20 protein-coding genes and 5 tRNA genes are annotated in these 21,917 nt (G+C 70.4%); 15 read left to right on the top strand and 10 right to left on the bottom strand.

All coding sequences use genetic code 11. From position 1 onward, the window contains the following. Positions 1–939, top strand: a 939-nt coding sequence (locus ACZ4V1_RS29260; protein WP_468341811.1) for an acyl-CoA carboxylase subunit beta, incomplete at its 5' end; no start/stop codon positions are given. A gap of 17 nt (positions 940–956) precedes the next feature. Then, entirely contained in the window at positions 957–1,154 is a 198-nt protein-coding gene (locus tag ACZ4V1_RS29255; RefSeq protein ID WP_468341808.1) for an acyl-CoA carboxylase epsilon subunit, read from the top strand. Between the two features lie 255 nt (positions 1,155–1,409). Here ACZ4V1_RS29255 and ACZ4V1_RS29250 read toward each other — a convergent pair whose 3' ends face one another. The 8 genes from ACZ4V1_RS29250 to ACZ4V1_RS29215 form a co-directional block, all read right to left on the bottom strand. Then, a complete protein-coding gene (locus ACZ4V1_RS29250; protein WP_009314218.1) occupies positions 1,410–1,991 on the bottom strand; it encodes a GTP-binding protein in 582 nt (193 codons plus the stop codon). Beyond that, complete coding sequence (locus ACZ4V1_RS29245; protein ID WP_468341805.1) at positions 1,972–2,544, bottom strand: DUF742 domain-containing protein; 573 nt, start codon at positions 2,542–2,544, stop codon at positions 1,972–1,974. The genes ACZ4V1_RS29250 and ACZ4V1_RS29245 overlap by 20 nt, the downstream gene beginning before the upstream one ends. Before the next feature lie 94 nt (positions 2,545–2,638). Further along, positions 2,639–3,052, bottom strand: coding sequence for a roadblock/LC7 domain-containing protein (locus tag ACZ4V1_RS29240; protein ID WP_004983065.1), 414 nt, complete (start codon positions 3,050–3,052; stop codon positions 2,639–2,641). A 10-nt stretch (positions 3,053–3,062) separates the two neighbouring features. Continuing rightward, the gene (locus ACZ4V1_RS29235) at positions 3,063–6,332 is read right to left on the bottom strand and encodes a nitrate- and nitrite sensing domain-containing protein (protein WP_468341802.1); all 3,270 of its coding nucleotides are present in this window, start codon (positions 6,330–6,332) and stop codon (positions 3,063–3,065) included. Between the two features lie 402 nt (positions 6,333–6,734). After that, positions 6,735–7,310, bottom strand: a complete 576-nt coding sequence (locus tag ACZ4V1_RS29230; protein WP_055421789.1) for a GTP-binding protein — start codon at positions 7,308–7,310, stop codon at positions 6,735–6,737. After that, a complete protein-coding gene (locus ACZ4V1_RS29225; RefSeq protein WP_003973454.1) occupies positions 7,291–7,689 on the bottom strand; it encodes a DUF742 domain-containing protein in 399 nt (132 codons plus the stop codon). The genes ACZ4V1_RS29230 and ACZ4V1_RS29225 overlap by 20 nt, the downstream gene beginning before the upstream one ends. Before the next feature lie 111 nt (positions 7,690–7,800). After that, positions 7,801–8,214: a roadblock/LC7 domain-containing protein gene (locus ACZ4V1_RS29220; RefSeq protein ID WP_003973453.1), complete on the bottom strand. Its 414-nt coding sequence runs from the start codon at positions 8,212–8,214 to the stop codon at positions 7,801–7,803. Between the two features lie 9 nt (positions 8,215–8,223). Next, positions 8,224–12,177, bottom strand: coding sequence for a sensor histidine kinase (locus tag ACZ4V1_RS29215; protein WP_468341799.1), 3,954 nt, complete (start codon positions 12,175–12,177; stop codon positions 8,224–8,226). A gap of 601 nt (positions 12,178–12,778) precedes the next feature. On the opposite strand from ACZ4V1_RS29215, the gene ACZ4V1_RS29210 reads away from it, so the two are divergent. The 9 genes from ACZ4V1_RS29210 (at position 12,779) to ACZ4V1_RS29170 (ending at position 16,996) form a co-directional block, all read left to right on the top strand. Beyond that, the gene (locus tag ACZ4V1_RS29210; protein WP_468341825.1) at positions 12,779–12,967 is read left to right on the top strand and encodes a hypothetical protein; all 189 of its coding nucleotides are present in this window, start codon (positions 12,779–12,781) and stop codon (positions 12,965–12,967) included. A gap of 181 nt (positions 12,968–13,148) precedes the next feature. Beyond that, positions 13,149–13,925: a fumarylacetoacetate hydrolase family protein gene (locus ACZ4V1_RS29205; protein ID WP_468341797.1), complete on the top strand. Its 777-nt coding sequence runs from the start codon at positions 13,149–13,151 to the stop codon at positions 13,923–13,925. Beyond that, positions 13,918–15,402 (top strand): glutamate--tRNA ligase, encoded by a 1,485-nt coding sequence (gene gltX, locus ACZ4V1_RS29200; RefSeq protein WP_468341794.1) that lies wholly within the window; start codon positions 13,918–13,920, stop codon positions 15,400–15,402. Before ACZ4V1_RS29205 ends, gltX begins: the two co-directional genes overlap by 8 nt. 240 nt (positions 15,403–15,642) lie before the next feature. Further along, on the top strand, positions 15,643–16,377 hold the full coding sequence (locus ACZ4V1_RS29195; RefSeq protein ID WP_468341791.1) for an HAD family hydrolase: 735 nt from the start codon (positions 15,643–15,645) through the stop codon (positions 16,375–16,377). A 91-nt stretch (positions 16,378–16,468) separates the two neighbouring features. After that, positions 16,469–16,540, top strand: a tRNA-Gln gene (locus tag ACZ4V1_RS29190). Between the two features lie 39 nt (positions 16,541–16,579). Then, positions 16,580–16,652 (top strand) — tRNA-Glu (locus ACZ4V1_RS29185). A 62-nt stretch (positions 16,653–16,714) separates the two neighbouring features. Continuing rightward, a tRNA-Glu gene (locus ACZ4V1_RS29180) sits at positions 16,715–16,787 on the top strand. A 20-nt stretch (positions 16,788–16,807) separates the two neighbouring features. Then, a tRNA-Gln gene (locus tag ACZ4V1_RS29175) sits at positions 16,808–16,879 on the top strand. Between the two features lie 44 nt (positions 16,880–16,923). After that, positions 16,924–16,996: transfer RNA gene (locus ACZ4V1_RS29170), tRNA-Glu, on the top strand. Between the two features lie 46 nt (positions 16,997–17,042). On the opposite strand, the gene ACZ4V1_RS29165 is transcribed toward ACZ4V1_RS29170, so the two are convergent. Together ACZ4V1_RS29165 and ndgR are read right to left on the bottom strand one after the other, a co-directional pair. Continuing rightward, complete coding sequence (locus ACZ4V1_RS29165; RefSeq protein WP_468341788.1) at positions 17,043–17,177, bottom strand: hypothetical protein; 135 nt, start codon at positions 17,175–17,177, stop codon at positions 17,043–17,045. 365 nt (positions 17,178–17,542) lie between these two features. Beyond that, positions 17,543–18,259: an IclR family transcriptional regulator NdgR gene (ndgR, locus tag ACZ4V1_RS29160; RefSeq protein ID WP_121749358.1), complete on the bottom strand. Its 717-nt coding sequence runs from the start codon at positions 18,257–18,259 to the stop codon at positions 17,543–17,545. A gap of 197 nt (positions 18,260–18,456) precedes the next feature. Here ndgR and leuC point away from each other — a divergent pair, with 197 nt between their 5' ends. The 4 genes from leuC (at position 18,457) to ACZ4V1_RS29140 (ending at position 21,792) form a co-directional block, all read left to right on the top strand. Further along, positions 18,457–19,887, top strand: a complete 1,431-nt coding sequence (gene leuC, locus ACZ4V1_RS29155; RefSeq protein ID WP_468341785.1) for a 3-isopropylmalate dehydratase large subunit — start codon at positions 18,457–18,459, stop codon at positions 19,885–19,887. 5 nt (positions 19,888–19,892) lie between these two features. Further along, on the top strand, positions 19,893–20,486 hold the full coding sequence (leuD, locus tag ACZ4V1_RS29150) for a 3-isopropylmalate dehydratase small subunit (protein ID WP_468341782.1): 594 nt from the start codon (positions 19,893–19,895) through the stop codon (positions 20,484–20,486). Between the two features lie 278 nt (positions 20,487–20,764). Further along, entirely contained in the window at positions 20,765–20,995 is a 231-nt protein-coding gene (locus ACZ4V1_RS29145) for an SCO5555 family protein (protein ID WP_121749361.1), read from the top strand. Positions 20,996–21,132: 137 nt separating this feature from the next. Continuing rightward, positions 21,133–21,792 (top strand): HU family DNA-binding protein, encoded by a 660-nt coding sequence (locus tag ACZ4V1_RS29140; protein WP_468341779.1) that lies wholly within the window; start codon positions 21,133–21,135, stop codon positions 21,790–21,792. Positions 21,793–21,917 lie beyond the last annotated feature (125 nt).

Genomic DNA, 21,917 nt, shown 5'->3' with positions numbered 1-21,917 from the left:
GGCGAGGAGATCACCCAGAACGGCCTCGGCGGCGCCGACGTGCACGCCGAGACGTCCGGCGTCTGCCACTTCGCCTACGACGACGAGGAGACCTGCCTCGCCGAGGTCCGCTACCTCCTCTCCCTGCTGCCGCAGAACAACCGCGAGAACCCGCCCCGCACCGAGCCCGCCGACCCCGCGGACCGCCGCGGCGACACCCTCCTCGACCTGGTCCCCGCGGACGGCAACCGCCCGTACGACATGGCCAAGGTGATCGAGGAGATCGTCGACGACGGTGAGTTCCTGGAGGTCCACGAGCGCTGGGCGCGCAACATCATCTGCGCTCTGGCCCGGCTGGACGGCCAGGTCGTCGGCATCGTCGCCAACCAGCCGCAGGCCCTGGCCGGCGTCCTGGACATCGAGGCCAGCGAGAAGGCCGCGCGCTTCGTGCAGATGTGCGACGCCTTCAACATCCCGATCATCACCCTCCTGGACGTGCCCGGCTTCCTGCCCGGCGTCGACCAGGAACACGGCGGAATCATCCGCCACGGCGCCAAACTCCTCTACGCCTACTGCAACGCCACCGTGCCCCGGATCTCGCTCATCCTGCGCAAGGCGTACGGAGGTGCTTACATCGTCATGGACAGCCAGTCCATCGGCGCCGACCTCACCTACGCCTGGCCGACCAACGAGATCGCCGTGATGGGCGCCGAGGGCGCGGCCAACGTCATCTTCCGCCGTCAGATCGCCGACGCCGAGGACCCCGAGGCCATGCGGGCCCGCATGGTCAAGGAGTACAAGGCCGAGCTGATGCACCCCTACTACGCGGCCGAGCGCGGCCTGGTGGACGACGTCATCGATCCGGCGGAGACCCGCGAAGTCCTCATCCGCTCCCTCGCGATGCTCCAGACCAAGCACGCCGACCTGCCCTCCCGCAAGCACGGCAACCCGCCGCAGTGACCCGAGGAGCCACGTCCATGTCCACTCCCGACATCCGCGTCGAGAAGGGCCACGCCGAGCCCGAGGAGGTCGCCGCCATCACGGCCCTCCTCCTGGCCCGTGCCGCCGCCCACCCCGCCGAGACCGCCCCCACCCACGGCGGCGGCCCCGTCCGCGCGGGCTGGCGCCGCCTGGAACGCGAGCCGGGCTTCCGCGCCCCGCACAGCTGGCGCTGACCTGTATCTGCGAGCAGGGCCCCTCCGTGAGGAGGGGCCCTGCTCGCGTCTTCAGGGGCGCGGGGAACCGCGCGACCAGCCACGCCGCACTCGCACCCGACAACGAAACCGCCCCCGGCAGCCCGGTGGCCGCAGGGGGCGTCGCGCAACCCGGCGTAGCGGGGTGCCGCCTGCGCCCACCCGTGCCGCCCCTGGGGGCACCCCCCAGGCCCTTGAGGCACTGGGGGAGGCACGACTCCGCAGGCTAGGTGCGTGCTAGCGCAGCCGCGCCATCAGCGCGTGCTCGACCAGCGTGATCAGGGCACTCTTCGCGTCGGCCCGATGCCGCGCGTCCGTCGTGATGATCGGCGTGTCCGGCCCGATCTGCAGCGCCTCCCGGACCTCGTCCGGGTTGTACGGCTGCTGCCCGTCGAAGCCGTTCAGCGCGATCACGAACGGCAGACCGCTGTTCTCGAAGTAGTCGACGGCGGGGAAGCAGTCGGCGAGCCGCCTCGTGTCGACCAGAACGATCGCGCCGATGGCGCCGCGCACCAGGTCGTCCCACATGAACCAGAAGCGGTCCTGGCCGGGTGTACCGAAGAGGTACAGGATCAGGTCCTGGTCGAGCGTGATGCGTCCGAAGTCCATGGCGACCGTCGTGGTCGTCTTGTCCCCCGTATGGGTGAGGTCGTCGATACCCGCGGACGCGGATGTCATCACGGCCTCGGTGCGCAGCGGATTGATCTCCGAGACGGCGCCGACGAACGTCGTCTTGCCCACGCCGAATCCGCCCGCCACCACGATCTTCGCGGAAGTGGTGGAGCGGGAAGGCCCTCCGCTAGAGCTTGCGAAGTCCACTGAGCACCCTTTCGAGCAGTGTCACGTCTGGCTGGCCGCCGGCGTTCTCGTCGCCGCCGGGCTGATGGATGGCGACCAGGCCCGCCTCCGCCAAGTCGGCGACGAGGATCCTGGCCACGCCGAGAGGGATCGTCAGGAGGGCCGAGATCTCGGCCACCGACTTGATCTCCCGGCAGAGGTTGCAGATCCGCTGATGCTCGGGCAGCTGGCCCTGCATCTGGTGCGGCTGCGCGGTGGTGTGCACCAGCGCCTCGATGGCGAGCTGGTAGCGCGGCCTGGTGCGGCCGCCCGTCATGGCGTACGGGCGCACCAGGGGGTTGTTCGACGCCCCGGCGGGCGCGGGCTCAGGGGTGCGGCGCTGCGGCTGCACGGGCTGGATGCGTGGAGCGTTCGGCTGGTCGTACGGCGAAGGGCCGGGGCCCTGCGGCGCGTACGGCTGCCGGTGGCTCGGCACGGAGGGGTAGCCGTACCCGTTCGCCGAGCCGTCGTTCCGGCCCTGGCCAGGGCCGTACGACCAGTCGCCCGAAGACGGACCGTCTGGGGGTGTTGCCACTTTTTCCTCCTCCGACTGTGCCTGGCATCCATCACTGTGGAGCCGCGTCCCGAAACTTTACGGCCACGGGACGCCAAAACGCACCGTCTGTCCTTTAGTTGAGAAGGCTGCCTTGGAGCTCAGCCCGCAGATCGGGCGTCAGAACCGTGCCCGCACGGTCCACCAGAAGCGCCATCTCGTACCCAATGAGACCGATGTCCGCCTCCGGGTGTGCGAGAACCGCGAGCGACGAGCCGTCGGAGATGGACATGATGAACAGGAATCCCCGCTCCATCTCCACAACCGTCTGGTTCACGCTGCCGCCCTCGAAGATGCGCGAGGCACCGGCGGTCAGCGAGGTCAGACCGGAGGCGACGGCCGCGAGCTGATCGGCACGGTCGCGCGGGAACCCTTCGGACATCGCCAGAAGGAGTCCGTCGGCGGAGACCACCACCGTGTGGGACACCCCCGGGGTGTTGTCCACGAAGTTGGTGATCAACCAGTTCAGGTTCTGCGCCGCCTGGCTCATCGGGCTCACACTAACGCTCCTGGTTGTAGGTGCTGTCAGGACCACGGTGTTCATTCCTTGTGTCCTGGCCGTTCGTTTCACTGCCTGCGCTGCGGCCTCGCTCGACGCCGCGCCGCAGGTTGCTCAGCCTGCCCCGGACGTCCTCCGGGGCGCGGGAGACCTGCGGGCCTCCCTGTGGAGTGGTTTCGGCGGCGCCCTCGACCAGGTTGGCCTTGGGTACCCGTCGCGGGAGGCCCGAGGAGGTCACCCCGCCCGCCTTGGGCTTGCGCAGCGCCGAGGCCTGCTGCCAGCGGTCGTCGTTGGCCGACCGCCAGTTGTCCGTGCCGCCCGCCCCCGGTGCGGCGGCCGACGCCTCCTGGCCCACGTGCTCCGCATCGCCTGCGGTGGACCCGCGGCGGGGAAGACCGGCGTCGGTCATCTCGTGGGCGGCGGAGGGGGCCGGACCCGGACGGTCGAAGCCTACGCGGTCCGCCTCGTTCACGTCAGCGGCCTGTGCGGATTCCGCCTCCGGAGCACCCGCGGGGTACTGGCCCGGATAGCCGTTCTGGTAGCCGTCCTGCTGGGGCCAGTCGTCCTGGTGGCGCCGCTGTTCGAAGGCCGAGTAGGTTTCCTGGCCGCCGCCCGCCTGCTGGTGCCCGTTCCGGCCCGGCTCCGCGTAGGAGGGGTCCGGGTAACCGCCGCCCGCCGGGTAGCCCTCGCCCTGCGGCAGGCCGCCGTTCGGCGCGTAGTACCGCTCGTCGTACGACGCCTGCTGCGGCTCCCGGTACGCCGGCTGCTGCTGTTCGGCGTACGCCGCCTGCTGGTCGTACCCGCCGGTCGGCTGCTCCTCGTAGCCGCCCCGGCCCTGGTCGTACGCCGGCTGCTGACCGGTGAACTGGTCCTGGAACCCGGGGGCCTCGGCCTCTTCGCGGCCGCCGTGTTCCGCCGGTCCGGACAGCTCGGGCTGCGACTGGGCCTCCAGCGCCGCGCGGCGTTCCTCGCGCATCAGCGAGCGGCCGACCGGGTCGAGCTCGCGTATGTCGTCGGGGACCTCGGAGTACCGGCTGTCGTCGAAGCCCAGCTCGGCGGCGGTCCGCATGGGCTGACCGACCTGACCGAAGCTCTCGCCGCCCTGGAAGTTCTGCTCCGGGATGATCTGCGAGACGGTGAACTCGTCGCGCGGCTGCTGCTCACCGCCGCCACCGTGCGTGATGGCGTCCGGGAGCATGACCAGCGAGGTGGTGCCCGCCTGCTCGCCGGAGGGGCGCAGCTGGACGCGGATGCCGTGCCGGTCCGACAGCCGGCCGACCACGAACAGGCCCATGCGCTGCGAGATCGCGGCGTCCACGGTCGGCGGGTTGGCCAGCTTGTGGTTGATGTCCGCGAAGTCCTCGGCGGTCAGGCCGATGCCCTTGTCGTGGATCTCGACCATCACGCGGCCGTCGGGCAGCCGGGTCGCGGTGACCCGGACCTTGGTCTGCGGCGAGGAGAACGTCGTCGCGTTCTCCAGCAGCTCGGCCAGCAGGTGCACGAGGTCGGTCACGGCACGGCCGTGGATCTCGGCCTCCGGCACGCCGGACAGCTCGATGCGCTCGTACTGCTCCACCTCGGAGGAGGCGGCGCGCAGCACGTCGACCAGCGGGACCGGCTGGTCCCAGCGGCGGCCGGGCTCCTCGCCGGCGAGGACCAGGAGGTTCTCGCCGTTGCGGCGCATACGGGTGGCGAGGTGGTCCAGCCGGAAGAGGTTCTCCAGCTGGTCGGGGTCGGCCTCGTTGTTCTCCAGGTCGGTGATCAGGCTCAGCTGGCCCTCGATCAGCGACTGGTTGCGGCGCGACAGGTTGGTGAAGATCGCGTTGATGTTGCCCCGCAGCAGAGCCTGCTCGGCGGCGAGCCGGACGGCCTCGCGGTGCACCTGGTCGAAGGCGCGGGCGACTTCGCCGATCTCGTCGGTCGAGGTGATCGGGATCGGCTGGACCCGGGTGTCGACCCGGCCGGGGTCGGTACGGGAGAGCTGGTCGACCAGCATCGGCAGGCGCTGCTCGGCGATGCCGAAGGCGGCGTTGCGCAGCTGGCGCATGGAGCGGCTCATCTGGCGGGCCACCATGCCGGCCAGGATGAACGCGGCGAGCAGCGCGATCACGACCGCGGCACCCGTGATGTAGGCGTCCCGCTCGGCGTCGTCGGCGATCGTGGACGCCTCGGACACCGCCTTGTCGGCCAGGTCCGACTCGATCTTCTGGTAGGCGTCGAACTTGAGGGTGTTGACCGCCCACCAGTTTTCCGGCGTGATGCCCTGCTGGGCCAGGTCGGCCCGCGCACTGGTGTCCGTGGAGTCCAGCCGGGCCAGCTCCGAGATCATCGTGGTCGGGTTGGTGGGCGGCGGCACGTAGTCCGGGTCCTTGGCCTTGGCCTCCTTGGCCATGGCCGCCCCGTCCTCCTTGAGCTGCGCCTCGGCGTCCTCGAGCTTCTGCGCGTCCGCCTCGGTACCGCCGCCGATGTACTCCTCGATGGCGATGCGCTCGAGGTAGGCGTACGAGGAGAGCGCGACGCGCTGGCTGGCGAGGTGGCTGGGCTCCGGACCCGGCTTGATCAGCATGTGCATGCCGATGGAACGCTCCAGGGAGAGCGCCGCCTTGGTCAGCGAGATCGCGTAGACGGTACGCCCGTAGGAGGTGATGTTGCCGGTGCCCAGACCGAGCTCGTTGGCGAACTCCATCAGGGGGTGGGCGATCCCGGTGTAGCCCTCCTCGGTCTCCACGCCCTTGAGCTTGGAGGTGTACGCGGCCACGCGCAGCGTCTGGAGCTTCGGCTCCTGCTCGCGGAACACCTTCAGCCGGCGCTCCAGGCCCGCCTTGCCCGGCATGTCCTGGGCCGCCTCGTCGAACGCGTCGGCCGCCTCGTCGGTCGCCTGCCGCGCCTTGGAGACGGTGGCGTCCTTCTGGCCCTTGCCCTGAAGCAGCGGTGCGGCCGTGATGTCGCGCTCGGTGTAGAGGGCGCTGGCGTAGCCGAGGGAGGCGCGCACGAGGCGCGCGGTGCTCTCGGCGTCCTTGGCGTCCTGCCAGGTGTCGATCGAGCTCTTCACCTGGAAGCCGCCCATGACGAGGCCGACCAGCACGGGTATGAGCAGGATCGCGTTCAGCCGCGTGGTCACCCGCCAGTTGCGCGGGGAGAAACGGCCGCCGCTTCCGGCGGGCTCGGCCTTGGGTTCCGGAGCGGGCACGGGGGCGGGCGCCGCTGTGCGCGGCGGCGGGGTGAAGTTGCCCCGGGCCGATGGCTCGGGACTGTTCTTGCTTCGCCTCACTCGACCAACAACCTCTCGGCGGTCGGCACCTACGTCGTGCCGCTGTGTCTCAGAGCCCAGTTCGTCATCGAGTACGCGCTACTGCTGAGTACGTCTTTGACCATTGGGCAGTTCCGGCATTCCAGCACGGCGACCAGCGCTCTTCCAAACAGTGGAACGCGGGGGTTACACGTGATGTAAGCCCCGCGTAAAACGGTCATAAAGAGCGAGGCCCGTCAAAAGACGGGGCGTTCGTGCGCGCAGCGAGACCAGTTGACCGCGTCGCGTGTCGATACCACCCGATTCCTCTGCCGAAACGTTATGAACGGCGGAGCCGACCGTGTCAAAGGACACAGTCGGCTCCATCCCGCCTACGACAAGTGGCGTAGGCTCCTGCCGACTTGGCTGCGACCGGCCGCGGACCTACCGCAGCCGTGCCATCAGCGCGTGTTCCACCAGCGTGATCAGCGCGCTCTTCGCGTCGGCGCGGTGCCTGGCGTCGGTCGTGATGATCGGGGTGTCCGGCCCGATCTGCAGCGCCTCGCGCACCTCGTCCGGGTTGTACGGCTGCTGCCCGTCGAAGCCGTTGAGCGCGACGACGAACGGCAGGCCCGAGTTCTCGAAGTAGTCCACCGCGGGGAAGCAGTCGGCCAGCCGGCGCGTGTCCACCAGCACCACGGCGCCGATGGCGCCGCGCACCAGGTCGTCCCACATGAACCAGAAACGGTCCTGGCCCGGTGTGCCGAACAGGTACAGGATCAGGTCCTGGTCGAGCGTGATGCGTCCGAAGTCCATGGCGACCGTGGTGGTCGTCTTGTCCCCGGCGTGTGTGAGGTCGTCGATCCCGGCGCTGGCAGAGGTCATCACGGCCTCGGTGCGCAGCGGGTTGATCTCGGAGACGGCGCCCACGAACGTGGTCTTGCCGACGCCGAAGCCGCCGGCCACCACGATCTTCGCGGAGGTGGTCGCCCGACCCCCGTCAGAGCTTTCGAAGTCCACTGAGCACCCTTTCGAGCAGTGTCACGTCCGGCGCACCGCCATTGTTCTCGTCGCCGCCAGGCTGGTGAATGGCGACGAGCCCGGCCTCCGCGAGGTCCGCCACGAGGATCCGGGCCACGCCCAGCGGCATCGCCAGCAGGGCCGACACCTCGGCCACCGACTTCACCTCGCGGCACAGGTGGCAGATGCGCTGGTGCTCGGGAAGCAGCCCCATGAGCGCTGCCGGGTCGGCCGTCGTGCTGATCAGTGCCTCGATGGCGAGCTGGTAGCGCGGCCTCGTCCGGCCGCCGGTCATCGCGTACGGACGTACCAGCGGCTGGTCGCCCTCGTCCTCGTACGGCTCCGCGTACGGATCATGAGAGGCGGTGGGCGGGGTCATGAATCCTCCGGGCGGGACAGCAGGTTGGTCAGTCGTGCCGTCTGACGAGGCCGGTGGGGGGATTGTGGCGGCCGGACGGTGATTTGGTAACACGGGTGGTGCCGGGGCCGTTCAGTGGAGCAGACTTCCTTGCAGTTCGGCGCGCAGGTCGGGCGTGAGTACCGCCCCCGCGCGGTCGACCAGGAGTGCCATCTCGTAGCCGACGAGGCCGATGTCGCACTCCGGGTGGGCGAGAACGGCCAGCGACGAGCCGTCCGAGACGGACATGAGGAAGAGGAACCCGCGTTCCATCTCCACAACCGTCTGTGCCACGTTGCCGCCCTCGAAGATCCGGGATGCCCCGGCGGTCAGCGAGGTCAGCCCCGAGGCGACGGCCGCGAGCTGGTCGGCGCGGTCGCGCGGGAAGCCTTCCGACATCGCCAGAAGGAGTCCGTCGGCGGACACGACGACGGTGTGGGACACCCCTGGGGTGTTGTCCACGAAATTCGTGATCAACCAGTTGAGGTTCTGTGCCGCCTGGCTCATCGGGCTCAACTAACGCTCCTGCTGGTGAGTGGGCCGCGGATGGCTGCCGGTCTGGTTGGTACCGGCCTGGCGGCCCTGTGCGATTCCCCGACGGAGATTGGTCAGCCGGCCGCGCACTTCGTCGGGCGCACGCGATACCTGCGGACCGTTCTGGTGCGACTGCTGCTGAGCCGTGCCCGGGACGAGGTTCGCCCTGGGCACCCGGCGCGGCAGGCCGGACGTGGTGATACCGCCGGCCGCCGGCTGGCGGACGCGCTCGGCCTGCCGGACGAGGTCGTCGTTCGGCGAGCTGCGCCAGGCTGAGGTGGCGGGCCGCTGGGGGGCCGCCGGGGTCTGGGGCTGGGCGGGATGCGGCTCCGGGGCCGCGGCCGGGGCGCCCTGCTGGGCCCTCGCCTCGCGGTCGCCGTGGAACCAGTTGGTCTCCAGGGTGTCGTACAGCGGTGTACGTCCGTCACCGGGGCCGGAGGCAGGGGGCAGCGCCCATCCGTCTCCCGGCCGCTGCGCGGCGGCCCCGTTGGTGTTCCCGTTGGCGTTGCCGCCGGCGGGCTCCTGCCGGGCCGGACGCTGCTGCGGGGCCTGCGGCTGCGGGGCACCGAAGCCGTTCCCGCCGTGCGTGCCGTTGACCTGCGGGCGCTCGAACTGGCCGGTGGCGGAGGGGGTCTGACGATCCGGCATACGGTGCTGACCGGTCGAGCCGTCATCGTAGCCGCCCTGGGCGCCGGCGAACCGGCCGGTCGAGGCCGGGTCGCTCGGACCCGCCTGACCGGGCTGGCCGCCGAAGACGTCCGAACGGACGAAGGACCCGCCGTTCTGCTGCGGGGCGGTCGGCTCGGGCCGCGCGAACTGGTCGTTCTGCGGGGCGCTCACGCCGTCCTGGCCGTACTGGTCCTGGCTGTACTGGTCCTGGCTGTACTGATCCTGACCGAACCGGTCCTGACCGTACTGATCCCGGCCGGGCTCCGCGAACCCGCCCGTGGTCTGCGGGTCGTCCCGGCGAGGTGCCGGGGTGTCGAAGTCCGGGCGGGCGAACTCCGCCGTGGCGGCCGGGCCCTGGGACGCACCGGGCCGCGGGATCGCCGGCATTTCGGCGGTCGAGCCCGGACCCTGCCCGTCGTCGAAGCGCGGGGTGCGGTCCGTACGGGAGCTGTCCGGCTCCTCGTGGCCGCGCGGGGCGTCCAGCGAGGCACGCGGCACGGGCGGCTGCGCGTTCTCGTCGCTCCAGCTGGGTGTGCGGGGCTGCGGGTTGCCGCCGGGCAGCTCGGCCCGCGGACCGCCGCGCGGCGGCAGCTGCGGCCGACGGCCCTGCTCGGCGTCGCCGTTCCCGCCCCCGCGGCGCTTGCCGCGCTGCGGGGGCGCGGACGGACCGCGTCCACCGCCGAAGGCGTCCTGGCCCTGCGACGCGTTGCCCTGCGGAGCGTTCATGCCCGCGGCCTGCAGACCCTGTGGAGCACCGGGCGCCTGACCGGCACCCGCACCGGCCGGAGCCGGGCGGTTCTGCTGGTTCGGTCCCGCCGGGGACTGGGGCCCGCGCGCGCCGCCCGGCGCACCCGGGCGTCCGCCCGCGTCCCGACCGGGCAGTGCGGCCCGCGGCCCCTGGCCGGCGCCGAGCCGGCCGCCGCCCGGAGCGCCGGCGCCGAGGGCACCGCCGCCACCGCCGCCACCGCCGCCACCGCCGCCGAAGGCTCCGCCGCCACCGAGGGCGCCACCGCCCTGGCCACCACCACGCCGGGCCGCCGCCACACCGGCCGCTGCCTGCGCGGCGGCCGGACCACCGGTGCCCGAGGCGGGCTGACCCGGCTTGGGCTGCGGCTTGCGGCCGCCCTGGGCGACATCGACGGGCAGCATGACCAGCGCGGTCGTACCACCGGAGTCGGAGGGACGCAGCTGGATGCGGATGCCGTGGCGCTGCGAGAGGCGGCCGACCACGAACAGACCCATGCGGCGGGAGACGGAGACGTCCACGGTGGGCGGCGAGGCGAGCCGCTCGTTGATCGCGGCGAGGTCCTCGGGGGAGAGGCCGATGCCGGTGTCGTGGATCTCGATCAGCACCCGCCCGTCGGGCAGCGCGTGACCGGTGACCTTGACCTTGGTCTGCGGGGAGGAGAACGAGGTCGCGTTCTCCAGCAGCTCGGCGAGCAGGTGCACGAGGTCGTTGACCACGCGGCCGGCGACCTCGGTGGTCGGCACGGAAGACAGCTCGATGCGCTCGTACTGCTCCACCTCGGAGGCGGCGGCACGGAGCACGTCGACCAGCGGGACCGGACGGGTCCAGCGGCGGCCGGGCTCCTCACCGGCGAGGACGAGGAGGTTCTCACCGTTACGGCGCATGCGGGTCGCGAGGTGGTCGAGCTTGAACAGCGAGGACAGCTGGTCCGGGTCGGCCTCGCGGGACTCCAGTTCGGAGATCAACGACAGCTGACGCTGGATCAGGCCCTGGGAACGGCGGGAGAGGTTGGTGAACATCGCGTTGACGTTGCCCCGCAGCAGAGCCTGCTCGGCGGCGAGGCGGACCGCCTCGCGGTGCACGTCGTCGAAGGCCGCGGCCACTCGGCCGATCTCGTCCCGGGAGTGCACACCGACCGACTCCACCGAGGTGTCGACGTCCTGCGGGTCGGTCTCGGACAGCTGCTTGACCAGCTCGGGCAGGCGGTCCTGGGCGACCCTGGTCGCGGTGTCCTCCAGGCGGCGCAGCGAGCGGATCATGGAGCGGGCCACGACGAACGCGCCGACCAGGGAGACACCGAGCACGAGCAGGATCAGCACACCGGAGATGATCGCCTCGCGCTCCGACTCGCTGCGCAGCTCGCGGGCCTTCTGCTCCATGTCCTCCAGCAGGGTGAGCTCGATGTTCTTCATCTGCTGGATCTTGGTGGAGCTGTCGTCGAGCCAGTCCTGGTAGGACCGCTTGCTCAGGTCGGCCAGACCGGTCTTGCTGTCGAGGGCGCGGCCGGCGTACTTGTCGGAGGACTCGATGGTCGGGTTGCCCTCGGAGATGGGCTTGAGGAGGTCCTCGGCGCCATCGCCGTAGATGCTGGTGAAGCTGCGCAGTTCGGAGCTCTGGCTCTGCAGGGCCGACTGCGCGTACAAACGGTCGTTCTCGGAGAGGTCGGGCTTGCCCGTGTTGCTCGCGGGGAGCGCTGCCGCGAGGACCGCGCGCTGGATGGACGCGTACTCCTTGGCCGAGGAGAAGGCCGACAGGGCGCGGGTGCGCTGGATCATCTCGGGGTTGCTGGTGGCCTCCGCCATGTCCTGGGAGAGGTCGAGCAAGTGGGTGATCAGGCGGTGGTAGGACTCGACCGTCTGGGTCGAGTTGTCCTCGGCCGTGTACGCGCTGCTGCGGATCCGGTTCAGGTCGTTCAGATCGCTCGCGAGGCCGACGAGGCTGTCACGGACGCCGACGAGGTTGCCGTCCTTGCTGGCGGCGTCGATCTCCTCGGAGCTGTCGAGGAAGTTCTTCAGGGCCCGGTCGGTCTTCTCCCGGTCGCCCTTGACCGCGATGGCGCTTGACGTCGAGCCGTGGGCCAGGGGGCCGGCGGACTGGTCGCGCTCCTCCTGGAGCGCGGCGGCCAGCTCCGTGGCCTGCTTGGTCATCTCGGTCAGCAGCTTCATGTTGTCGAGCTGCTGGATGTCGTCCATCGACTGGTTGATGCGCAGCGCGCCCAGTGAGGTGGCCGCGACCACCGGAAGCGCGAGCAGCGACACCAGACGGGTGGAGATCCGCCAGTTGCGCAGGGCTATTCGCGGGCCGGGGCCGGTCGAGCCCTTGGCCGGCTTCGCGGGCGGCTTCTGGCCGGCGGCGGCCGAGGTCCCCGTCTGGCCGGGGCGGTCCCCGTTCTCGCCGGACTGGCCCTGGCCCGGGTTCTGGGCGTGCTGGGGCGAGGAGCCGACGGCCTTGGGGCCAGTCCCGCCGTGCGGCTCCGGCTCAGCCGAAGCGCTGCCATCCCTCTTGAAACGTCCCTGCACTAGCGTCGCAACCTCTGGACCAGGCGCCCGTCCGCGTGAACGGCTGGGCACGGTGTCGGCGTCATAGGGGCGCCCTGAATACGCCCCCGTGGTGGTCGTGAGTGACCGGCTCTGGTTCCCCCATCTCGCCGCCGTTCGGCGCTGGTGTGCGCCCCCTGTGCGCCGGCTCGATCCCGCAGCGGTCCGTGGAATTCCAGCACAGTGCAGGATCTCCAACAAGGCCCGTGGGCCACCCCGTGACGTAGGTGACACCACGTGAGGGTCGAGTCACCGGACGTAGAAAGTGATCACCCGCAAAAAGGACGTATGTCCGCGAGTCGACAACGGAGGGGTGGTGTCCCAGTCGACATGATCAGGAGCGGAATGATGGCTTCAGGTAGACAATGTCGCTTTCGTCGCGGTGTTACGTGGGTCTGAATTGACCGGTTTGACCCTTGATAAGTGAGCAAACTCACACGCGGATCAGGGGCCTCGCTCGGGTTGACGGGGAATCGCATGTTTAGCCTGACGCTTTACAGAGAAGGCAAAACCGACAACCCGCGCCCTAGCGGGGGTTCTTGCGGACCCCCGGCGCCCGGACACGACAGGGTCTCGTACAACCGTGAAGACGACGATGATGTTCCACAAGATCGCCAACCCGCGACGCACGACGCTGGCGCACCTCGACGGCGCCGACGACCTGCAGACGCCGGAACAGCCGGAGCACGCCGTCGAGCTCCCCGCCCAGACCGCCAACCCCCGGCGCACGGTGCTCATGGAGATCCCGGTCGCGGCCTCCGCCGCAGAGTAGTACGTCACCCGGCCGCCGGACGTTCAGGGCGGCCGTACGGCACACGGGGCGCCCGCGCCCACGAACCACCGCCCCCGGGCCACGGCACGTGCTGCGCGAGGCGCCCGCCCTGTGGGGCCTGCCCGCCGCGTTAGCCTGGAGCGTCAGACTCCAGCCAGCTCAGCGAGGGGCCAAGCAACCCGTGCGCATCGCCAGGTTCTCCATCGACGGGAACGTCGCCTTCGGCGCGGTCGAGGGCGACCAGCCGGACCAGCTCGTCCTCGACATCATCAAGGGCATCCCGTTCGCGGACTTCGAGCTTTCCGGCACCAGGGTGCCCCTGAGCAAGGTGCGGCTGCTGCCGCCCGTACTCCCCAACAAGGTCGTCGCCTTCGGCCGCAACTACGCCGAGCACGCCCGCGAACTCGGCAACGAGGTGCCCGACGCCCCGTTCGCCTTCTTCAAGCCGTCCACCTCGGTCATCGGCCCCGGCGACGCGATCCAGTACCCCTCCTTCTCCGAGGAACTGCACCACGAGGCCGAGCTCGCCGTGGTCATCGGCCGCATGTGCCGCGAGGTCCCGCGCGAACGCGTCAAGGACGTGATCTTCGGCTACACCTGCGCCAACGACGTCACCGCCCGCGACGTGCAGCGCCGCGAGAAGCAGTGGGCCAGGGCCAAGGGCTTCGACTCCTCCTGCCCGCTGGGCCCCTGGGTGGAGACCGACCTCGACCCGGCCGACCTGACCATCCAGCTCACGGTCAACGGCGGCCAGCGCCAGCTCGGCCGCACCAGCGAGATGATCCACTCCATCGAGGATCTGATCGTCAACATCTCCGAGGCGATGACGCTGCTTCCCGGCGACGTGATTCTCACGGGCACCCCGGCCGGCGTCGGCCCCCTCAACGTCGGCGACGAGGTCGCCGTCACCATCGAAGGCATCGGCACTCTCACCAACAAGGTTGTCAAGCGTGGCTAGCGCACCCGGCTCCCCCGTACGCGTCCGTTTCTGTCCCTCCCCGACCGGCAACCCCCACGTGGGCCTGGTCCGCACCGCCCTGTTCAACTGGGCGTTCGCCCGGCACCACCAGGGCACGCTGGTCTTCCGTATCGAGGACACCGACGCGGCCCGCGACTCCGAGGAGTCCTACGACCAGCTCCTGGACTCGATGCGCTGGCTGGGCTTCGACTGGGACGAGGGCCCCGAGGTCGGCGGCCCGCACGCGCCGTACCGCCAGTCGCAGCGCATGGACATCTACAAGGACGTCGCCGCCAAGCTGCTCGACGCCGGCCACGCCTACCGCTGCTACTGCTCCCAGGAGGAGCTGGACACCCGCCGCGAGGCCGCCCGCGCCGCCGGCAAGCCCTCCGGCTACGACGGCCACTGCCGCGACCTGAGCGACGCGCAGGTCGCGGAGTACGAGGCGCAGGGCCGCGAGCCCATCGTCCGCTTCCGGATGCCCGACGAGACGATCACCTTCACGGACCTGGTCCGCGGCGAGATCACCTACCTCCCGGAGAACGTCCCGGACTACGGCATCGTCCGTGCCAACGGCGCCCCGCTCTACACGCTCGTCAACCCGGTCGACGACGCCCTGATGGAGATCACCCACGTCCTGCGCGGCGAGGACCTGCTCTCCTCCACCCCGCGCCAGATCGCCCTGTACAAGGCGCTGACCGAGCTGGGCATCGCCAAGGAGACCCCCGCCTTCGGCCACCTGCCGTACGTCATGGGCGAGGGCAACAAGAAGCTCTCCAAGCGCGACCCGCAGTCGAGCCTGAACCTCTACCGCGAGCGCGGCTTCCTCCCCGAGGGCCTGCTCAACTACCTCTCCCTGCTCGGCTGGTCGATCTCCGCCGACCAGGACATCTTCTCGATCGAGGAGATGGTCGCGGCCTTCGACGTCTCGGACGTCAACCCGAACCCGGCCCGCTTCGACCTCAAGAAGTGCGAGGCGATCAACGCCGACCACATCCGCATGCTGGAGGTGAAGGACTTCACCGAGCGCTGCCGCCCGTGGCTGAAGGCCCCCGTCGCCCCCTGGGCGCCGGAGGACTTCGACGAGGCCAAGTGGCAGGCGATCGCGCCGCACGCGCAGACCCGCCTGAAGGTCCTCTCCGAGATCACCGACAACGTCGACTTCCTGTTCCTGCCGGAGCCGGTCTTCGACGAGGCGTCCTGGAACAAGGCGATGAAGGAGGGCTCGGACGCGCTCCTGCGTACGGCGCGGGAGAAGCTCGAGGCCGCCGACTGGACGTCCCCCGAGTCCCTCAAGGAGGCCGTCCTGGCCGCCGGCGAGGCACACGGCCTCAAGCTCGGCAAGGCCCAGGCCCCGGTCCGCGTGGCCGTCACCGGCCGCACGGTCGGCCTGCCCCTCTTCGAGTCCCTGGAGGTCCTGGGCAAGGAGAGGGCGCTGGCCCGGATCGACGCGGCGCTGGCGAGGACGGCGGCGTAGCCGACGCGCGCGAAGCGGCAAGGGGCGGCACCCGGAACCCCGGGTGCCGCCCCTTGCCGTCCGGCGCTCGCCGGGCAAGGCCTCACACGTCGTACGGCCTGGACCGCGAACCGGACGTGCCACTCGGTCGTGGGGGCCCGGTCGGCCTTGCGCACGTCGATCACCTCCGCCGGACATCCGCCCAGGCCGAGACCGCCGAAGACCACCCCGGCCGCCCGGTCCCGGCGCTACCGTCGGATCATGAGCATCCGAGCCGTGGTCTGGGACGTCGACGACACCCTCTTCGACTACACCACCGCCGACCGCGAGGGCATGCGCGCCCATCTGGTGGCCGAAGGGCTCCTCGCCGGGTACGGGTCGGCCGAGGAGGCCCTCGTGCGCTGGCGGGAGATCACCGACCTGCAGTGGGCCCGGTTCGCGGCCGGCGAGGTCGACTTCGTCACACAGCGGCGCGACCGCACCCGGGTCTTCCTGGGCCGCCCGGAGCTGACGGACGCCGAGGCCGACGACTGGTTCCGGCGCTACGTCGCGCACTACGAGGCCGCCTGGTCCCTCTTCCCGGACGTCATGCCCGTCCTCGACGCCCTTGCCGGCACCCACCGGCACGCGGTGCTCTCCAACTCCAGCCTGACCGTCCAGGACCGCAAGCTGCGCGTCCTCGGCGTCCACGACCGCTTCGAGGCCATCCTGTGCGCCGCCGAGCTGGGCGTCTCCAAGCCCGAGCCCGGAGCCTTCCTGGCCGCCTGCGACGCCCTCGGCCTCGCCCCGCCGGAGGTCGCCTACGTCGGCGATCACCCGGAGATCGACGGACGGGGAGCCGCCGACGCCGGGCTGCTGTCGGTGTGGATCGACCGCGGCGGCGTGTACGCGACCGTCGACCCGCCCGTCGGGCCCCGCCGCATCGCCTCGCTCTCCGAACTCCCCGCGCTCCTCGGTGCCGATACTCGTTTTGGAGCCCCGTCCACCTTCGGGTAATGTTCTTCCTGCGCCGCCGGGGAGCGGGCCGAAAGGCCGGAAACCGGAAGCGCAACGCTAGAACAAGATCCCCCCGGGGCTTGCGTTCCAGTGGCCTATGGTGTAATTGGCAGCACGACTGATTCTGGTTCAGTTAGTCTAGGTTCGAGTCCTGGTAGGCCAGCTCGCAGAGCTTATCTGCGCCGCGGAGCACATCCGCAAGGCCCCCGTTGTGTAGCGGCCTAGCACGCCGCCCTCTCAAGGCGGTAGCGCCGGTTCGAATCCGGTCGGGGGTACAGATCCTTCCCGCGAGGACAGTCAGGGTAGCTCCCGCTGACCTCGATGCAGGATCGCTAGGGCCCCCGTTGTGTAGCGGCCTAGCACGCCGCCCTCTCAAGGCGGTAGCGCCGGTTCGAATCCGGTCGGGGGTACAAACTGGTCTAAACCACATTGGTCTATGGTGTAATTGGCAGCACGACTGATTCTGGTTCAGTTAGTCTAGGTTCGAGTCCTGGTAGACCAGCTCGGATCTGCGGCGGTGTAGTTTTCAACGCTTGCAAGATCCTCGCCCCCGTTGTGTAGCGGCCTAGCACGCCGCCCTCTCAAGGCGGTAGCGCCGGTTCGAATCCGGTCGGGGGTACGAGTCCCAAGGGGGCTCCCGCTCAGGCGGGAGTCCCCTTCGGCGTTCATTCGTTGCCGTGGCGCCGCGCAGGCTCCTCCTCCTGTGCCGGCCGGTGCGTTGCCCGCGGCACCGGCTCGAAGAGCACCGCCGACGCGACCGTCCTCTCGGCCTTCTCCGCCTCCGGGCCATGGGTCTCCATGAAGTCCGGCTCCCGCCGGGCCGCCTAGTGCGTCAACTCCGCGTAGGCGGCGATCAGTTCGGCGGCTCAGGGATGGTCGAGCCGCCTCGGCGCGGCCTCCGCCGTCACCAGCGAACGGCGCACGAGGGAAAGCGCGGCCGGCTCCCGGGAGGTCTCCTCGATCTACGCGGACAAGACCGTCTTCGGGCCGGCGGCGTACGGGCAGGTGCCGCCCGGGCAGGCGGGGCTGGCGGGGCAGGCGGGCCCAGGACCGGTTCGCGCACCGCTCGGGGGAGCGGGCGGTGTCCGGAAGGCGTGCGGGCGGGGGAGGGCCTGCCGCGGCGTTGGGGCGGGCCCGTTCCCGGTCACGTACCGAGGTGGGCGAGTCAGCCCGTGCGGCGCAGGGCCTCGGAGAGTCGGCCGGCGGCATCGATGATGGCCTGGGCGTGCATACGGCCGGGGTGGCGTGTCAGGCGCTCGATCGGGCCGGAGACGGAGACGGCGGCAACCACTCGGTTGGAGGGGCCGCGCACGGGCGCGGAGACGGACGCCACGCCCGGCTCCCGCTCGCCGATGGACTGCGCCCAGCCCCGGCGGCGTACACCGGACAGCGCCGTCGCGGTGAAGCGGGCGCCCTGCAGTCCGCGGTGGAGGCGCTCGGGCTCCTCCCAGGCCATGAGGATCTGCGCCGAGGAGCCGGCCTTCATGGTGAGCGTGGAGCCGACCGGAACCGTGTCCCGTAGGCCCGACAGGCGCTCGGCCGCGGCCACGCAGATGCGCATGTCGCCCTGGCGGCGGTAGAGCTGGGCGCTCTCGCCCGTGACGTCGCGCAGGTGGGTGAGGACCGGGCCCGCCGTGGCGAGCAGGCGGTCCTCACCGGCCGCCGCGGCCAGTTCGGCCAGGCGCGGGCCGAGAATGAACCGGCCCTGCATGTCGCGCGCCACCATACGGTGGTGTTCCAGCGCCACGGCCAGGCGGTGGGCCGTGGGTCGTGCCAGTCCGGTCGCACCGACCAACCCCGCGAGGGTGGCCGGGCCGGACTCCAGAGCGCTCAGGACGAGGGCCGCCTTGTCCAGAACGCCGACGCCGCTACTGTTGTCCATGAAACGATACTCCCGTCTCACTCTGTGAAACGCAAGTTCAATTTTCCATGGAACCCGCCACTCTTGATGGCAGGAAGTCACAACGGCCCGTGATGAGTGGGCCTGGTGGCGGTTGCCCGGAAACACAGGGGTGCGGGCACCGCTTCCCCAAGATCTCTAGTTGGGTCGGCGCTTCGCCGTCGGCCGGAGGGAAAGCGATGGGTAGGACACTCGCGGAGAAGGTCTGGGACGACCACGTCGTCCGGCGCGCCGAGGGCGAGCCCGACCTCCTCTTCATCGATCTGCACCTGCTGCACGAGGTGACCAGCCCGCAGGCCTTCGACGGCCTCCGCAAGAGCGGCCGCCCGGTGCGCCGGCTCGACCTGACCATCGCCACCGAGGACCACAACACCCCGACGCTCGACATCGACAAGCCCATCGCCGACCCGGTCTCCCGGGTCCAGCTGGAGACGCTGCGCAAGAACTGCGCGGACTTCGGCGTCCGGCTGCACCCGCTGGGCGACGTCGAGCAGGGCGTCGTGCACGTCGTCGGCCCGCAGCTCGGCCTGACCCAGCCCGGCACCACCGTGGTCTGCGGCGACTCGCACACCTCCACGCACGGTGCCTTCGGCGCCCTGGCGTTCGGCATCGGCACCTCCCAGGTCGAGCACGTGCTGGCCACCCAGACGCTGCCCATGACCCGACCGAAGACCATGGCGATCACCGTCAACGGCGTGCTGCCCGACGGCGTCACGGCCAAGGACCTGATCCTCGCGATCATCGCCAAGATCGGCACCGGCGGCGGTCAGGGCTACGTCCTGGAGTACCGGGGCGAGGCCATCGAGAAGCTCTCGATGGAGGCCCGGATGACCATCTGCAACATGTCGATCGAGGCCGGCGCCCGCGCGGGCATGATCGCCCCCGACGCGACCACCTTCGCCTACCTCCAGGGCCGCCCGCACGCCCCCGAGGGCGCCGACTGGGACGCGGCGGTGGAGTACTGGAAGACGCTGCGCACGGACGACGACGCCGAGTTCGACGCCGAGGTCGTCATCGAGGCCGCCGAGCTGGCGCCGTTCGTCACCTGGGGCACCAACCCGGGCCAGGGGTCGCCGCTGTCCGCCGCCGTCCCCGACCCGGCTTCGTACGAAGACGCTTCGGAGCGCTTCGCCGCCGAAAAGGCCCTGGAGTACATGGGGTTGGAGGCCGGGCAGCCGCTGCGCTCCATCAAGGTGGACACCGTCTTCGTAGGTTCCTGCACCAACGGCCGCATCGAGGACCTGCGCGCCGCCGCCGAGATCGTGAAGGACCGCAAAGTCGCCGACGGTGTACGGATGCTGGTCGTACCCGGTTCCGCGCGGGTGGGTCTGCAGGCCGTCTCCGAGGGCCTGGACGTGGTCTTCAAGGAGGCCGGCGCCGAATGGCGGCACGCGGGCTGCTCGATGTGCCTGGGCATGAACCCGGACCAGCTGGCCCCGGGGGAGCGCTCCGCGTCCACCTCCAACCGCAACTTCGAGGGGCGGCAGGGCAAGGGCGGCCGCACCCACCTGGTGTCGCCGCAGGTCGCGGCCGCGACGGCGGTCCTGGGCCACCTGGCCTCCCCTGCCGACCTCGCCGCCGCCGACGTCCCCACGCCCGCTGGAGTCTGAGAGCCATGGAAGCATTCACCACCCACACCGGCCGGGCCGTCCCGCTGCGCCGCAGCAACGTCGACACCGACCAGATCATCCCCGCCCACTGGCTCAAGAAGGTGACCCGGGACGGATTCGAGGACGGGCTGTTCGAGGCCTGGCGCAAGGACCCGGAGTTCGTGCTCAACCGGCCCGAGCGCGAGGGCGCCACGGTCCTGGTCGCCGGCCCCGACTTCGGCACCGGTTCCTCCCGCGAGCACGCTGTCTGGGCGCTGCAGAACTACGGCTTCAAGGCCGTCGTCTCCTCCCGCTTCGCCGATATCTTCCGCGGCAACTCGCTGAAGAACGGCCTGCTCACGGTGGTCCTCGACCAGAAGATCGTGGACGCGCTGTGGGAGCTGACGGAGAACGACCCGCAGGCCGAGGTCACGGTCGACCTCGAGGCCCGTGAGGTCCGCGCGGAGGGCATCACCGCCTCCTTCGAGCTGGACGAGAACTCCCGCTGGCGGCTGCTGAACGGGCTGGACGACATCTCGATCACCCTCCAGAACGAGGCGGACATCGCCGCGTACGAGGCGAAGCGCCCGTCGTTCAAGCCGCAGACCATCCAGGTCTGACCCCCCGGGGTCCTTCGGAGGCTTCCCGCAAGGTCGAGTTTCGGCCACCCAACACCCCGGCTGTACCCCCGATCGGCCCGATCGGGGGTACAGCCGTTTCTGCTGCCGGTCGCGCGTGCCGGTCGCGGCCGGATCGCACAACTTCCCACGTTAGAGGCGTGGTTGACGGGGTACGGGACGCGTGGAGGCGAGGCTTCCGGGTGTGCTCGGGAGGCCGTTTGAGGCGGCAGTTGCCCCCTGCGCAGGCGACAACTCGCCCCAGATGGCACAATCTGTGCATGGAACACGACGGCCAACTCGAGCTCTATACGGCGGTCGCGGTCCGGCTCAAGGAAGCGCACACAAGAGTGCGCGCACTGCAAGTCCCGGAGGGCGTACGGATGGCGCTGACCCGGAAGCTGCTGGTCATTACGGCCGCGGCCAAACACGATCTCGCCGGTGCGGCAAGGCGCCTGGATCGGTTCACCGCCGACCTCGACGAGGGGCGATTCCCCGAAGAGGAAGGCTGAACAGGCCGGGACGGCCCGAGTCCGTTGCGGCACAAGGGTGATTAGCCCGTTTCGTGTTTGATTTGCGGTATATATCTGCCTAACGTGCGAAAAAGCTTGAACACATTCGTTCTGGCGATGTCTCCGAAGGGGAAGACGTGAACAAGGCGCAGCTCGTAGAAGCGATTGCCGACAAGCTGGGCGGCCGGCAGCAGGCCGCCGACGCTGTCGACGCGGTCCTGGACGCCCTCGTCCGTGCAGTGGTCCAGGGCGACCGGGTGTCGGTCACCGGCTTCGGTTCCTTCGAGAAGGTCGACCGTCCGGCCCGCTACGCCCGCAACCCTCAGACGGGTGAGCGGGTTCGGGTCAAGAAGACCTCCGTGCCGCGCTTCCGCGCGGGTCAGGGCTTCAAGGACCTGGTGAGCGGCTCGAAGAAGCTCCCGAAGAACGACATCGCGGTCAAGAAGGCCCCCAAGGGCAGCCTGTCCGGCCCGCCGCCCACCATCTCCAAGGCCGCGGGCAAGAAGGCCGCCGCGAAGAAGGCCACGGGCGCGGCCAAGAAGACCACGGGCGCGGCCAAGAAGACGACCGGGGCGGCGAAGAAGACGACCGCGAAGAAGACCACCGGGGCGGCGAAGACGGCGACGGCGAAGAAGGCCCCCGCCAAGAAGTCCACCGCCAAGACCACCACGTCGGCGGCGAAGAAGACCACGGCCAAGAAGGCCCCCGCGAAGAAGGCGACGGCGAAGAAGGCTCCGGCCAAGAAGTCGACCGCCCGCAAGACCACCGCCAAGAAGGCCACCGCCCGCAAGAAGTAGCAGGTAGCAGCAGGACACAGCAGGCGATCGGGCACAGGGGCACTCACGCGCCGGGCCGGACTCCCTCTCGGAGTCCGGCCCGCGGCGTGTCCGGGACCCGTGGACCGGTTCGCAGGGCCCGGCGG

This window comes from Streptomyces sp. NPDC028991 (genome assembly GCF_055564775.1).
Note: the sequence above shows the minus strand (reverse complement) of the source record. Positions and strands in the feature narration are given on the sequence as shown.